This window comes from Cupriavidus sp. FW306-01-F10A (assembly GCF_058782785.1).
Genome location: NZ_JBYSYA010000021.1, coordinates 65,267 through 79,132, shown reverse-complemented (window position 1 = coordinate 79,132; position 13,866 = coordinate 65,267). Strand labels below are relative to the sequence as shown.

Here is a 13,866-nt window from a genome sequence, read left to right as displayed (position 1 = left end):
AGCGATTAGTTGCCTTCCAGGAAGCTCTTCAGCTTGTCCGAGCGGCTCGGGTGGCGCAGCTTGCGCAGTGCCTTGGCCTCGATCTGGCGGATCCGTTCACGCGTGACGTCGAACTGCTTGCCGACCTCTTCCAGCGTGTGGTCGGTGCTCATTTCGATGCCGAAGCGCATGCGCAGCACCTTGGCTTCGCGCGGCGTGAGCGAGTCCAGCACGTCCTTGACGACGTCGCGCATGGAGCCGTGCAGTGCCGCTTCGGCCGGGGCCAGCGTGTTGGTGTCCTCGATGAAGTCGCCCAGATGGGAGTCGTCGTCGTCACCGATCGGCGTTTCCATGGAGATCGGCTCTTTGGCGATCTTCATGATCTTGCGGATCTTGTCTTCCGGCATCTCCATCTTCTCGGCCAGCGTTGCCGGATCCGGCTCGTTGCCGGTTTCCTGCAGGATCTGGCGCGAGATGCGGTTCATCTTGTTGATGGTCTCGATCATGTGCACCGGAATGCGGATGGTGCGCGCCTGGTCGGCGATCGAGCGCGTGATGGCCTGGCGGATCCACCACGTGGCGTAGGTCGAGAACTTGTAGCCGCGACGGTATTCGAACTTGTCCACCGCCTTCATCAGGCCGATGTTGCCTTCCTGGATCAGGTCGAGGAACTGCAGGCCGCGGTTGGTGTACTTCTTGGCGATCGAGATCACCAGGCGCAGGTTGGCCTCGGTCATCTCGCGCTTGGCTTCGCGGGCACGACGCTCGCCCTCGGCCATCTTGCGGTTGACGCCCTTCAGTTCCTTCAGCGGCAGCACCACGCGCGACTGCAGGTCGATCAGCTTCTGCTGCAGCTCGTGCACGGCCGGCACATTGCGCTCGACAATGGTGCTGTAGGGCTTGCCGTCGGCGACGATGGTGTGGACCCACTCGAGGTTGGTCTCGTTGCCCGGGAAGCGGGCGACGAACTCCGCGCGCGGCATGCCGCACTTGTCCACAATGGTGTTCAGGATGGCACGCTCGAGCTTGCGCACTTCGTCCACCTGGCCGCGCAGCGTGTCGCACAGGCGCTCGACATTGCGGGCGGTGAAGCGGATGCCCATCAGCTCGGCCTGGATGGCTTCCTGCGCCTTGACGTAGGGCTTGGAGTTGTAGCCTTCCTTTTCGAACGCGCGGCGCATCTTGTCGAACTGCTCGGCGATCACGCGGAATTTCTCCAGCGCGTTCTGCTTCAGTTCTTCAAGCTGGCGCGCGGAGGCGCCGGCACCGGCGCCGCCTTCATCGTCCTCGTCCTCGTCGGCGTCTTCCTCGTCGTCGGACTCGAGGTCCTCTTCAGCGGCAGGCGCAGCGGCGGCGGCCGGGGACTCGGCCACTTCCTCGGCGTTCGGGTCGATCAGGCCGTCGACGAATTCGTCGATCTTGATCTCGTCGTTGGCCACGCGCTCGGCATGGGCCAGGATCTCGGAGATGGTGACCGGGCAAGCCGAGATCGCCATCACCATGTCCTTCAGGCCGGCCTCGATGCGCTTGGCGATCTCGATTTCGCCTTCGCGCGTCAGCAGCTCGACCGTGCCCATCTCACGCATGTACATGCGCACCGGGTCGGTGGTGCGGCCGAACTCGGAGTCAACCGTGGACAGGGCCGCTTCGGCCTCTTCCTCGGCTTCTTCCTCGCTGGTGGCGGACGGTGCGTTGTCGTTGAGCAGCAGCGTCTCGGCATCCGGCGCCTGTTCATAGACAGCGATGCCGATGTCGTTCAGCGTGGCGACCAGCGTGTCGATCGTTTCCGAATCGACCATGTCGTCCGGCAGGTGATCGTTGATTTCCGCGTAGGTCAGGTAGCCGCGCGACTTGCCCAGCTTGATCAGCGCCTTGAGTTTCTGGCGACGCAGCTCAAGCTCTTCCTCGGTGCCCTGCTGGGTCGAGGCGAACTCCTTGAGCAGGGCCTTTTCCTTGGCCTTGCGGTCCTTGGCTTTCTGCTTTTCGGTCTTCGGCGCCGCGGCCGGGGTTGCCGCCGGGCGCGCATCGTTCTCGTAAAACTCTTCAGTCACGTCGTCTGTTGTGCTGTCGTCGTGCTGCATCTCGGCCTTGGGCTTGCGGCCACGCTTTTTCGGCTCCGGCTTGATTGCCGGCGCAGCGGGACGCTCGGATGCAACGGATGCAGGTGTCGCGGCACGCGCCTTGGTTGCCGTAGTGGTGGTGCCGGCCTTGGCCTCCCCACTCTTGGCGCCGGCGGCTGCCGCTCGCTTGCTCTCGACTTCGGTATTCTGCTGTTTCGCCACGGTGATACTCTTACCTTTCACTGGTGCAGATGCGGCGACCTTGCCGCTCGTACTGGCGCTCTTGCCGCTCTCGCGTGCCGAAGTCGAGGCCTTTGTCTTTTCGGATGTGCGAGTCCTGGCGGGAGTCGTCACGGCGGGCGCTTGCGCGCTACGCACGGACTTTGATGGCGCAGACCGGGCTGGTGTCTTGACTGACGCGGTCGATGTCTTCGCCGCCGTTGTTTTCACAGACGCCTTGCCGCTCCCTGATTGGGGAGCTTTAGAGGTAACCCTTTCGGTTGCTTTGGCCTTTGCCATTGGCACGCTCACTTTCACCAGAACTGGAGAGAAAGATTTCGCAATCCAAACCGGCTATTGTAGCACGCCACGCATAGCCGGCTCCTGTCAGGTGAGGTTTTCACCTGAAAAATCAAGGCTTAAGCTCGGCGGGGCCGGGCCCAGTCCCTTATCCAACGCTTACCGCTGCCTCCTGGTTGATGACCAGGGCACCCGCAGGCGCCTCAGCCAAGTTGGCGCCGCCGGTGGATTTCGCCCACCAGCCAGCGCATGCGCTGCTTGGCCGCTTCATCGGCCGTGCCGGCCACTACCTCCGCCTGCAGTCCGTCGAGTTCGCGCCGCAGCGGCTCGGCCAGCAGCTTGGTAATGGCCGCATCGAAATCCTGTATTGCAGGTGCTTCCTCGATCTCTTCTCGCAGCACCGCGGCACGCGCCACGGCATACACCTCGGCATACGGCGACTGGGCCAGGTGTTCGCTGAAGGCCGCAAAATTGACCTCGCCCTGCACGCTGTCGCACGCCTCCACCAGGTGCGCCAGCACTTCACTGTCACTGCTCTCGCCGCCCAGCAGCAGCGCGCGTGCATCCTCGTCCAGCCTCGCCGACAGCGCCGGATAGCACATCAGCAGCTGGATCACCCGCTGCTCCAGCCCAGTCGGGGCCTGACGGCGCGTGCGCGGGCGCGGCTGGGCGAAGCGGCCGACGCGGGCCGGGTCGCTGCGCAGGCCGCAGATGGCCTCGATCTCCGCGGGTGTCGTTGCCGTGGCATCGGCAAGTTCGCGCACAATCTGTAGCCTCAGGCCGCCGGCGGGCATGGCCTGCAGTAGCGGCTTGGCCTCGTACTGGGCGCGGGCGCGGCCTTCGGGCTGGCGCAGGTCCAGGTCTTCGGTGACGGACTGCAGCAGGAAGCGCGACAGCGGCATGGCGTTGCGCACCTGGGTGGCAAAGGCCTCAGTGCCCTCTTCGCGCACATAGCTGTCCGGATCGTGCTCCGCCGGCAGGAACAGGAAGCGGATGGTCTTGTTGTCCGCCACATGCGGCAGGCAGGCTTCCAGCGCGCGCCGGGCCGCGCGGCGCCCGGCAGAGTCGCCGTCGAACGAGAACACCACGGCGTCGGTCTGGCGCAGCAGCTTCTGCACGTGCACAGGGGTGCACGCCGTGCCCAGGGTGGCAACGGCATTGGCAAAACCGAGCTGGGCCAGCGCCACGACGTCCATATACCCTTCGACCACCAGCACGTAGCCGGTTTCCCGGATCGCGTGACGGGCCTCGAACAGCCCGTACAGCTCCGTGCCCTTGCTGAACAGCGGGGTTTCGGGAGAGTTCAGGTACTTGGGCTCGCCCTGCCCCATCACGCGCCCGCCGAAGCCGATCACGGCCCCCTTGGTGTTGCGGATAGGGAACATGATGCGGTCGCGGAAGCGGTCATAGCGGCGCGGCTTGCCGTCCGCATCGCGCTTGTCGCTTTCGATCAGCAGGCCGCACTCGACCAGCGGCGCCGACACGTTGTCATCACGATAGCTGCCGAACACGGCCTCCAGGCCCTGCCAGTCATCCGGCGCGTAGCCCAGGCCAAAGTTCGCGGCGATCTCGCCGGTCAGGCCGCGGCCCTTCAGGTACTGGATCGCCTGCGGCGCGCCGCGCAGCTGGCGGCGGTAGAAATCGGTGGCGCGGGTCATGGCGTCGGACAGCGCCACCGAACGGGCCTGCTGCTCCGCGCGCTGCCCGGGCGGCAGCCGGTCGCGCTCTTCCGGCACGCTCATGCCGACCGACTGGGCCAGTTCGCGCACCGCTTCCGGGTAGGACTGGCCGGAAAACTCCATCAGGAAGCCGATGGCCGAGCCGTGGGCGCCACATCCGAAGCAGTGGTAGAACTGCTTGGTCGGCGACACCGTGAATGACGGCGATTTCTCGTTATGGAAGGGGCACAGCCCCATGAAATTGGCGCCGCCCTTCTTCAGCTGCACATACTTGCCCACCACATCGACAATGTCGACACGGTTGAGCAGGTCCTGAATAAAGGATTGCGGAATCACCCGACTGACCGTCCTGAGGCATAGCCGTCCCGCGGCGGGCGGCTTCTTTTAGGAATGCGTGACCGGTGCGGCGCCCGGCTGCTAATCGGAATATTGTAGTGCAGCGTGATAGGGCCGCCCGAACTGTCTGACATCTCCGTGCAACTGCACCGAACCACGCAGATCCGGTGCCTATCTTGCCAGCAACCGATTAAATCAGTATTTACTTTGCTGCAAGTGCCGCCTTGACCAGGGCCGATACGGCGGTCATGTCGGCACGGCCGGCCAGCTTGCTCTTGAGCACGCCCATGACCTTGCCCATGTCCTGCGGACCGGCGGCGCCAGTGGCGGCAACGGCCTGCTGGACTTCGGCGGCGACGTCCTCGTCCGACAGCGCAGCGGGCATGTAGGCCTTCAGCACCTCGACTTCCGCCGACTCCTTGTCTGCCAGGTCATTGCGACCTGCCTGCTGGAACTGCGAGATCGAATCCTTGCGCTGCTTGATCAGCTTCTCGATCACGGCCAGAACGGCGGTATCGTCCAGTTCCACGCGCTCATCGACCTCGCGCTGCTTGATGGCGGCCAGCAGCAGGCGGATGGTGCCGAGGCGCTCCGTTTCGCGCGCGCGCATGGCGGTCTTCATGTCTTCGCTGATACGGGCTTTGAGGGACATCGTGATCTTCCAGAAAGTGGGTGGACACTCACAGGTGGCGGCGGTGACCGCCCGCTGCAAGGCCCAGAATGCAAAAACCCGCCGAAGCGTAGGCCACAGCGGGTCGGATACAAGCGGGAGCGCCGGGGTCAGTACAGTTTCTTCGGCAGCATCTGGCTGCGGATGCGCTTGTAATGGCGCTTTTCGGCGGCTGCCTTCCTGCGTTTGCGCGCGGCGGTGGGCTTTTCGTAAAACTCGCGCGCCCGCAGTTCCGGGAGCAGCCCGTTCTTCTCGATGGTGCGCTTGAAACGGCGCATGGCAACTTCAAAAGGCTCGTTTTCCTTGAGATGGATCGTGGTCATTTGGCCAGAAAATGAAGAATTTTCGGGTAAGCGGCTCTACGAAGTTCTGGATTGTAGCACCAACAATTGAGCGCGGAAGTGGCGTGCAACGGACACTTGCCGAGTGCCGCCCACTGCCCTTCCAGCCTTCGCCAGACTACCCTTGGGCTACCGATTGCCCTGCCGAAGTGGTGCGCGATGCCTCAGCCGCGGCCTGCCCCGCCGCCACCGCGGACGCCCACGCCCACTGGAAGTTGTAGCCGCCCAGCCAGCCGGTCACGTCCACCACCTCGCCGATGAAATACAGGCCCGGCACCTCGCGCGCCATCATGGTGGTTGACGACAGCGCCCGCGTGTCGACCCCGCCCAGCGTGACCTCGGCCTTGCGGTAGCCCTCCGTGCCCGACGGCACGATGCGCCAGCCGTTGAGCGTGGCGCCAAGCTTGCGCAGGGCCTTGTCGGTCACATCATGCAGCGGCATGGCGGCATCCACGCCCGAGGCCGCGCACCAGGCATCGGCCAGCCGCGCCGGCAACCGTTGCGCCAGCAGGTTGCCCAGGTGCTTGCGGCTGCCGGCCTTCTGCTCCAGCAGCCACGCGGCGGCATCCTCGCCATCAAACAGGTCGATGGCGATCGGCGTGCCGGGACGCCAGTAGCTGGAGATCTGCAGCACGGCGGGACCGGACAGGCCGCGATGGGTCCACAGCAGGTCTTCGCGGAAGGCTCCGGCCGTCTTGCCATTGCCGGTGGCGATATCCACTTCCAGCGACACGCCGGCCAGCGGCGCGAACGGCACCCAGTCCTTGCCATCGAAGGTCAGCGGCACCAGCGCCGGCCGGGTTTCGACGATGCCCAGCCCGAACTGCCGGGCGATGCGATAGCCAAAGTCGGTGGCGCCGATCTTGGGGATCGACAGGCCGCCGGTGGCCACCACCAGCGCCCCGGCCCGCACCGTGCCGGTGGCGGTGAGCAGCAGGAAGTCGTCGCCCTCGCGCCGGACCTCGGCCACGCTGCAGCCGGTCTGCCAGCGCACATGGCCGGTGTCGCATTCGGCGCGCAGCATGGCGATCACGTCTTCGGCGCTGTCGTTGCAGAACAGCTGGCCGCGATGCTTCTCGTGCCAGTCGATGCCGTAGCGGCGCATCAGGCCAAGGAAATCCTGCGGCGTGTAGCGCGCCAGCGCCGAGCGGCAGAAGTGCGGATTGCACGACAGGTAGTTGGCGGGCCCGGCCTGCAGGTTGGTGAAGTTGCAGCGCCCGCCGCCGGAGATGCGGATCTTCTCGGCAAGCTTGGTGGCATGGTCGATCAGCACCACGCGCGCGCCATTCTGGCCGGCCACGGCGGCACACATCATGCCGGCCGCGCCCGCACCCAGCACGGCCACGTCATACCGGCCCGTCCGGGCCGATGTTGCCCCGCTCATTGCACGCCTCGCGCATCCATGTGTATTGCCACCGCCAGAGAAAGGGCAGATTGTAGCGAAAAGCACGCCGCGCGCTGCTGTGCTACCCTGCGCGCTTCCTGCAACCTGTTGTTTCGACAGCCGTTTCCCTGACCGGAGACGGCCCTATGCGCTTCCCATGCTTGTCCTCGGCATCGAATCCTCCTGCGACGAAACCGGCCTCGCCCTCTATGACACCGGCGCCGGCCTGCTCGCGCACGCGCTGCACTCGCAGATCGCCATGCACCGCGACTACGGCGGCGTGGTGCCGGAACTGGCGTCGCGCGACCATATCCGCCGCGTGCTGCCGCTGCTGGAGCAGGTGCTGGCCGATGCCGGCCGTACCCGCCAGGACATCGACGCCATCGCCTTCACCCAGGGCCCCGGGCTGGCCGGCGCACTGCTGGTGGGCGCCTCGGTGGCCAATGCACTGGGCTTTGCGCTGAACGTGCCGATGGTGGGCGTGCACCACCTGGAAGGCCACCTGCTGTCGCCGCTGCTGACGCGCGAGCCGCCGCCCTTCCCGTTCGTGGCGCTGCTGGTGTCGGGCGGGCATACGCAGTTGATGGAAGTGCGCGGCATCGGCGACTACACGCTGCTGGGCGAAACCCTGGACGACGCCGCCGGCGAAGCCTTCGACAAGACCGCCAAGCTGCTGGGCCTGGGCTATCCGGGCGGCCCCGAAGTGTCGCGGCTGGCCGAATTCGGCATCCCCGGCGCCTTTGCGCTGCCGCGGCCGATGCTGCATTCGGGCAACCTGGATTTCTCGTTCGCCGGACTGAAGACCGCGGTGCTGACGCAAACCCGCAAGCTCGCCAACACCTGCGAGCAGGACCGCGCCAACCTGGCGCGCGCCTTTGTCGATGCCATTGTCGACGTGCTGGCCGCCAAGTCGATGGCGGCGCTCAAGCAGACCGGCCACAAGCGGCTGGTGGTGGCGGGAGGCGTGGGTGCCAACCGCCAGTTGCGCGAGCGGCTGGACCAGATGGGCAAGCAGCGCAAGATCGACGTGTATTACCCGGATTTGGCGTTCTGCACCGACAACGGCGCGATGATCGCGTTTGCCGGCGCCATGCGCCTGCAGGCCGCGCCCGAACTGGCGCGGCACGAGTATGGCTACGGCGTGACGCCGCGCTGGGACCTGGCGGATATCCGCCTGCCTTCGGCGGCCTGAACCGGACCGAAAAAAGAGCCACCGCATGCGGTGGCTCTTTCCATTGCAGCGACAACGCGGTCAGTCGACGCGCTTGTCCCGCTCGATCACCGCATACGCGCTGTGGTTGTGGATCGACTCAAAGTTCTCCGCCTCCAGCACATAGGCCACGATGCGGTCATCCGCATTCAGCCGCATGGCGATATCGCGCACCAGGTCCTCGACGAACTTGGGGTTCTCATAGGCGCGCTCGGTGACGAACTTCTCGTCCGGGCGCTTGAGCAGGCCCCACAGCTCGCACGAGGCCTCTTCCTCGGCCATGCGCACCAGCGCTTCCACCGGCAGCTCGCCGGCCAGTTCCACGTCCATGGTGATATGCGAACGCTGGTTGTGCGCGCCATATTGCGAGATCTTCTTCGAGCACGGGCACAGGCTGGTCACCGGTACCAGCGCCTTCAGGAACACGCGCGTGGCGCCGTTGCGCACTTCGCCGGTCAGCGTGACCTCGTAGTCCAGCAGCGACTCCACGCCCGACACCGGCGCGGTCTTGCTGATGAAGTACGGGAAGGTGACCTCGATGCGGCCGGCCTCGGCTTCCAGCTTTTCCAGCATCTTGTCCAGCATCAGCCGGAAGCTGGCCAGCTCCAGCGGCGCGCGCTCTTCTTCCAGCAGCGCGACGAAGCGCGACATATGCGTGCCCTTCTGGTCCGCCGGCAGGTGCACGTCGAGATTGAAGGTGCCCACGCTCGGCACGATGCCGGTCGGGGTCTTCAGGGTCACGGGGTAACGCACGCCCTTGACGCCGACACGCTGGATGGGAATCTGGCGGTTGTCGGGGCTCGACTGGACGTCGGGCATGACGAAGGCGGGATTGATGTCATTCATCTACGGTTTCCTCCAGGGCCGCGCCCAGGTGGGGCGGCACGAGCCCTTACGGTCGCGGCAATTTCGCAGTCCATCCATGCCGCGCAACGAGTGTGAAACCACGGGATCCGGCAAGTGGCACGCCGGCCCGCAGCTGCGAACACAAAAAAGGGGAGTTTAAGGGAATTCGGACGCACTCGTGGTGCGAGGGCCGAATCCCCTTCGGGACAGCAGGTGATCAGGCCACGCGCGAGGCGACCGTGACCTTGGGCTGGTCCAGCCCGAAGCGCTCGCGCACCGAGCGCTCGATGCCGGCCGCATCCAGGCCGCATTGCTGCAGCAGATAGGCCGGGTCGCCGTGGTCGACGAAGCGGTCGGGCAGGCCCAGCGTCAGCACCGGCTTGTCGATGCCGGCCTCGGCCAGTGCCTCCAGCACGGCGCTGCCGGCGCCGCCCATCACGCTGCCCTCTTCCACCGTCACCAGGTAGTCGTTCTCCGCGGCCAGGCGCTTGACCAGCTCCACGTCGAGCGGCTTGACGAAGCGCATGTCGGCGACCGCGGCGTCCAGCGCCTCGGCGGCACCCAGGGCCGGGTGCACCATCGAGCCGAACGCCAGGAAGCCCACGCGATGCCCCGCGCGCGCACCGCCCTCGCGGCGCATCACGCCCTTGCCGACTGGCACGGTGGCGAGCTCTGCGGCAATGGCCGCGCCCGGGCCGGAGCCGCGCGGATAGCGCACGGCGCTCGGACACGCCTGGTGGAACGCCGTGGTCAGCAGCTGACGGCACTCGTTCTCGTCGGACGGCGTCATCACCATCATGTTGGGGATGCAGCGCAGGTAGGCGATATCGTAGGCACCCGCGTGCGTGGCACCGTCGGCGCCGACCAGGCCGGCACGGTCCAGCGCGAACACCACCGGCAGGTTCTGCAGCGCCACGTCGTGGATCAGCTGGTCGTAGCCGCGCTGCAGGAAGGTCGAGTAGATCGCCACCACCGGCTTGAGACCCTCGCAGGCCAGGCCGCCGGCGAAGGTCACGGCGTGCTGCTCGGCGATGCCCACGTCGTAGTAGCGGTCCGGGAAGCGCCGCTCGAACTCGACCATGCCCGAGCCCTCGCGCATCGCCGGGGTAATGCCGACCAGGCGCTTGTCGGCCGCGGCCATGTCGCACAGCCAGTCGCCGAACACCTGCGTGTAGGTCTTGCGCGCCGGCTTGGCCGCCGGGCGGATGCCCTCGGCCGGGTTGAACTTGCCCGGGCCGTGGTAGAGGATCGGGTCGGCCTCGGCCAGCTTGTAGCCCTGGCCCTTCTTGGTCACCACGTGCAGGAACTGCGGGCCCGCGCCCTCGAGCGCGCGCTCGCGGATATTCAGCAGCGTCGGCACCAGCGAGTTCAGGTCGTGGCCGTCGATCGGGCCGATGTAGTTGAAGCCGAATTCCTCGAACAGCGTGGCCGGCACCATCATGCCCTTGGCATGTTCCTCGAAGCGCTTGGCGAACTCCAGCACCGGCGGCGCCACCGACAGGACTTTCTCGATGCCCTTCTTGGTGGCCGCGTAGAACTGGCCGCTCAAGAGCCGCGCCAGGTGGCGGTTGAGCGCGCCCACCGGCGGCGAGATCGACATGTCGTTGTCGTTGAGCACCACCACCAGCGGCAGGTCCTTGTAGACGCCGGCGTTGTTCAGGGCCTCGAAGGCCATGCCCGCGGTCATGGCGCCGTCGCCGATCACCGCCACCGAGACGCGCTTCTCGCCCAGCGTGCGCGCACCCAGCGCCATGCCCAGCGCGGCCGAGATCGAGGTCGACGAATGCGCCGTGCCGAAGGTGTCGTATTCGCTCTCGCTGCGACGCGGGAAGCCCGAGATGCCGCCCCACTGGCGCAGCGTGCCCATGCGCTCGCGGCGCCCGGTCAGGATCTTGTGCGGATAGCTCTGGTGGCCCACGTCCCACACCAGCCGGTCATCGGGGGTGTTGAAGACGTAGTGCAGCGCGATGGTCAGCTCGACCGTGCCCAGGTTGGACGACAGGTGGCCGCCGGTCTGCGAGACCGACTCCAGCACATAGGCGCGCAGTTCGTCCGCCAGGGTCTGGAGCTCGCGCCGGTCGAGCTTGCGCAGGTCTGCGGGGGCGTCAATCTTGTTGAGGAGTGCGTAGGTCATGATGTCCGTTCGGCCGGCTCTCTGTTTAGTGTGTGCGCAGCACGATCAGGTCCGCCAGGTCCCGCAGGCGGTCCGCGCGCTCGCCAAAGCCGGCCAGCGCCTCGTGTGCGTCGGCGCGCAGCGTCCCGGCCAGTGCGCGTGCCGGGTCAAGCCCCATCAGCGACACATAGGTCGGCTTGTCATGGGCGGCGTCCTTGCCGGCGGTCTTGCCCAGCGTGGCGGTATCGGCAGTGACGTCCAGAATATCGTCAACCACCTGGAACGCCAATCCCACTGCCGCCGCATAGCGGTCCAGCGCGGCCAGGCCCTCGGCGTCGATTTCACCACATAGCGCACCCATGCGCACACTGGCGCGCAACAGCGCGCCGGTCTTCATGCGATGCATGGCCTCGAGCGCCTCGCGCGTCATGGCGCGGCCCACGTTCTGCAGGTCGATCGCCTGGCCGCCGGCCATGCCGGTCGAGCCCGACGCCAGCGCCAGCTCGGCCACCAGCTGCAGCCGCGCCGCGGGCGCGATCGCCCCGGCACCGGCCAGCACGATAAAGGCCTGGGTCTGCAGCGCGTCGCCAACCAGCAATGCGGTGGCCTCGTCATAGGCCTTGTGCACGGTGGGCCGGCCGCGGCGCAGGTCGTCGTCGTCCATGCAGGGCATGTCGTCGTGCACCAGCGAATAGGCGTGGATCATCTCCACCGCGCAGGCCGCCGCGTCGCAGGCGGCCGGAGCCGCCCCGCTGACCTCGCCGGCGGCATGCACCAGCAGCGGCCGCACGCGCTTGCCGCCGCTCAGTGCAGCATAGCGCATGGCTTCGTGCAGCGTATGCGGGACGGTCCCGGCAGCGGGCAGCGCCGCCTGCAGGGCGGCCTCGGCGCGGGCGCCCTGGGCCTGCATCCATTGGGCAAAATCACTCATGCCTCGTCCGCCCCCGGTGCACCGTTGGCGCCATTGCCCTCGCCGGCCAGCGGCTTGAGCACGTCGCCTTCCAGCACGCGGACCTGCTGCTCGACCCGTTCCAGCTTCTGCTGGCAGTAGCGCACCAGCTCGGCGCCGCGGCGGTAGGCCGCCAGCGATGCCTCCAGCGGCAGTTCGCCGCTTTCCATGCTGGCCACCAGCGTTTCCAGCTCGGCCATCGCCGCTTCGTAGGAAGCGGGCGGCGCCGATGCGCTGGTGTCGGCGGTGTTGTCGGTCTGGACCGGAGCGGTCGTCGTTTTTGGCATATCAGGACCTGGAATCAAGGACCCCGGGGGAAACCCGGATGGGGAAGCCCGGATTTTACGCCAAAGCGGGAGCTTGCCCCATCCTTGCGCACGGTCGGCGTGGACCTATCGGGGTGCACAAACCACAGAAGTGACTTGTGCGCTCGGGTCGTCTTTCCGAATGCGCCCGGTACGGCACCCCGATGACGACCCGGGTCGACTTTTTCGCTAAAAAGGCAAAAAAATCAGTCCCTTAACTTTTTGGGTCGGGTACAATCTCCCCCTCGCCGCCAGGGGGCTACCGGACCTTGCCGACCTGGCGGAAGTCTTTCCCAAATCGATTCAATTTTCGATGGTTGGGTTGTTCACTGCTTTCACCTGTTCATCTGGGAGTGGGGATAATGTCCAATCTCAGCACCGCGCTCAACCTGGCGCCGGCTGATTCGCAACTGCCCGTCGGCGTCTATTTCGACGAAGCGCTGCATCAACAAGAACTCGAACTGCTGTTCAGGAATGGCCCGGGCTATATCGGCCACGAGCTGATGGTTCCGGAAGTCGGCGACTACCACACGCTCAGGGCCGAGGACGAAGGCCGCATGCTGGTACGCAACGCCGCCGGCATCGAACTGATGTCCAACGTCTGCCGCCACCGCCAGGCCATCATGCTCAACGGCCGCGGCAATGCGCAGAACATCGTCTGCCCCCTGCATCGCTGGACCTACGACCTGAAGGGCGAGCTGCTCGGCGCGCCGCATTTCGACAAGCAACCCTGCCTGCACCTGAAGCGCTCGCCGCTGCAGAACTGGAACGGCCTGCTGTTCGACGGCAAGCGCGACGTGCGCGCCGACCTGGCCAGGCTGGGCGTGGCGCAGGACCTGAACTTCGACGGCTACATGCTGGACCACGTCGAGGTGCACGAGTGCGACTACAACTGGAAGACCTTTATCGAGGTCTACCTGGAGGACTACCACGTCGTGCCGTTCCACCCGGGGCTTGGCAGCTTCGTCTCGTGCGACGACCTCAAGTGGGAGTTCGGCGAGTGGCACAGCGTGCAGACCGTGGGCCTGCATGCCGGCCTGAAGCGCCCCGGCAGCCCGACGTACCAGAAGTGGCACGACGCGGTGCTGCGCTTCAACGACGGCGTGCTGCCCAAGCACGGTGCGATCTGGCTGACCTACTACCCCAACATCATGGTGGAGTGGTACCCCAACGTGCTGGTGATCTCGACGCTGCACCCGCTCGGCCCGCGCAAGACGCGCAATGTGGTGGAGTTCTACTACCCCGAGGAAATCGCGCTGTTCGAGCGCGAGTTCGTAGAGGCCGAGCGCGCCGCCTACATGGAAACCTGCATCGAGGACGACGAGATCGCCGAGCGCATGGATGCCGGCCGGCTGGCACTGCTCAAGCGCGGCACCAGCGAAGTCGGGCCGTACCAGTCGCCGATGGAAGACGGCATGCAGCATTTCCATGAGTGGTATCGCCGCGCCATGGCTTACGCGGGCTAGTCCGGCGGA

General features: G+C 66.3%; 11 protein-coding genes. 2 read left to right on the top strand and 9 right to left on the bottom strand.

Translation table 11 applies throughout. The features are described 5' to 3' along the window. Positions 1 to 5 precede the first annotated feature (5 nt). The 5 genes from rpoD to AC3WLF_RS24665 all read right to left on the bottom strand — a co-directional run bounded on the left by rpoD (position 6) and on the right by AC3WLF_RS24665 (position 6,968). On the bottom strand, positions 6 to 2,558 hold the full coding sequence (rpoD, locus tag AC3WLF_RS24685) for an RNA polymerase sigma factor RpoD (protein WP_492358955.1): 2,553 nt from the start codon (positions 2,556 to 2,558) through the stop codon (positions 6 to 8). A 203-nt stretch (positions 2,559 to 2,761) separates the two neighbouring features. Continuing rightward, on the bottom strand, positions 2,762 to 4,573 hold the full coding sequence (gene dnaG / locus AC3WLF_RS24680) for a DNA primase (protein ID WP_492318711.1): 1,812 nt from the start codon (positions 4,571 to 4,573) through the stop codon (positions 2,762 to 2,764). 202 nt (positions 4,574 to 4,775) lie between these two features. Beyond that, the gene (locus tag AC3WLF_RS24675; RefSeq protein WP_492358954.1) at positions 4,776 to 5,225 is read right to left on the bottom strand and encodes a GatB/YqeY domain-containing protein; all 450 of its coding nucleotides are present in this window, start codon (positions 5,223 to 5,225) and stop codon (positions 4,776 to 4,778) included. 128 nt (positions 5,226 to 5,353) lie between these two features. Continuing rightward, on the bottom strand, positions 5,354 to 5,566 hold the full coding sequence (rpsU, locus tag AC3WLF_RS24670; protein ID WP_492318713.1) for a 30S ribosomal protein S21: 213 nt from the start codon (positions 5,564 to 5,566) through the stop codon (positions 5,354 to 5,356). Positions 5,567 to 5,702: 136 nt separating this feature from the next. Then, positions 5,703 to 6,968 carry a BaiN/RdsA family NAD(P)/FAD-dependent oxidoreductase gene (locus AC3WLF_RS24665; protein WP_492358953.1) on the bottom strand — a complete coding sequence of 422 codons (1,266 nt, stop codon included), beginning with the start codon at positions 6,966 to 6,968 and terminating at the stop codon, positions 5,703 to 5,705. Between the two features lie 157 nt (positions 6,969 to 7,125). Here AC3WLF_RS24665 and tsaD point away from each other — a divergent pair, with 157 nt between their 5' ends. Continuing rightward, on the top strand, positions 7,126 to 8,160 hold the full coding sequence (gene tsaD, locus AC3WLF_RS24660; RefSeq protein WP_010813639.1) for a tRNA (adenosine(37)-N6)-threonylcarbamoyltransferase complex transferase subunit TsaD: 1,035 nt from the start codon (positions 7,126 to 7,128) through the stop codon (positions 8,158 to 8,160). A 60-nt stretch (positions 8,161 to 8,220) separates the two neighbouring features. On the opposite strand, the gene folE2 is transcribed toward tsaD, so the two are convergent. The 4 genes from folE2 to AC3WLF_RS24640 all read right to left on the bottom strand — a co-directional run bounded on the left by folE2 (position 8,221) and on the right by AC3WLF_RS24640 (position 12,373). Next, complete coding sequence (gene folE2, locus AC3WLF_RS24655) at positions 8,221 to 9,024, bottom strand: GTP cyclohydrolase FolE2 (RefSeq protein ID WP_492351556.1); 804 nt, start codon at positions 9,022 to 9,024, stop codon at positions 8,221 to 8,223. A gap of 217 nt (positions 9,025 to 9,241) precedes the next feature. Further along, positions 9,242 to 11,158, bottom strand: coding sequence for a 1-deoxy-D-xylulose-5-phosphate synthase (dxs, locus tag AC3WLF_RS24650; RefSeq protein WP_492318716.1), 1,917 nt, complete (start codon positions 11,156 to 11,158; stop codon positions 9,242 to 9,244). 25 nt (positions 11,159 to 11,183) lie between these two features. Beyond that, positions 11,184 to 12,068: a polyprenyl synthetase family protein gene (locus AC3WLF_RS24645; RefSeq protein WP_492358952.1), complete on the bottom strand. Its 885-nt coding sequence runs from the start codon at positions 12,066 to 12,068 to the stop codon at positions 11,184 to 11,186. Then, entirely contained in the window at positions 12,065 to 12,373 is a 309-nt protein-coding gene (locus tag AC3WLF_RS24640) for an exodeoxyribonuclease VII small subunit (protein WP_492358951.1), read from the bottom strand. Before AC3WLF_RS24640 ends, AC3WLF_RS24645 begins: the two co-directional genes overlap by 4 nt. A 380-nt stretch (positions 12,374 to 12,753) precedes the next feature. Between AC3WLF_RS24640 and AC3WLF_RS24635 the strand changes: the two genes are divergently transcribed. After that, positions 12,754 to 13,857: an aromatic ring-hydroxylating oxygenase subunit alpha gene (locus AC3WLF_RS24635; protein WP_492318719.1), complete on the top strand. Its 1,104-nt coding sequence runs from the start codon at positions 12,754 to 12,756 to the stop codon at positions 13,855 to 13,857. Positions 13,858 to 13,866: the final 9 nt, after the last annotated feature.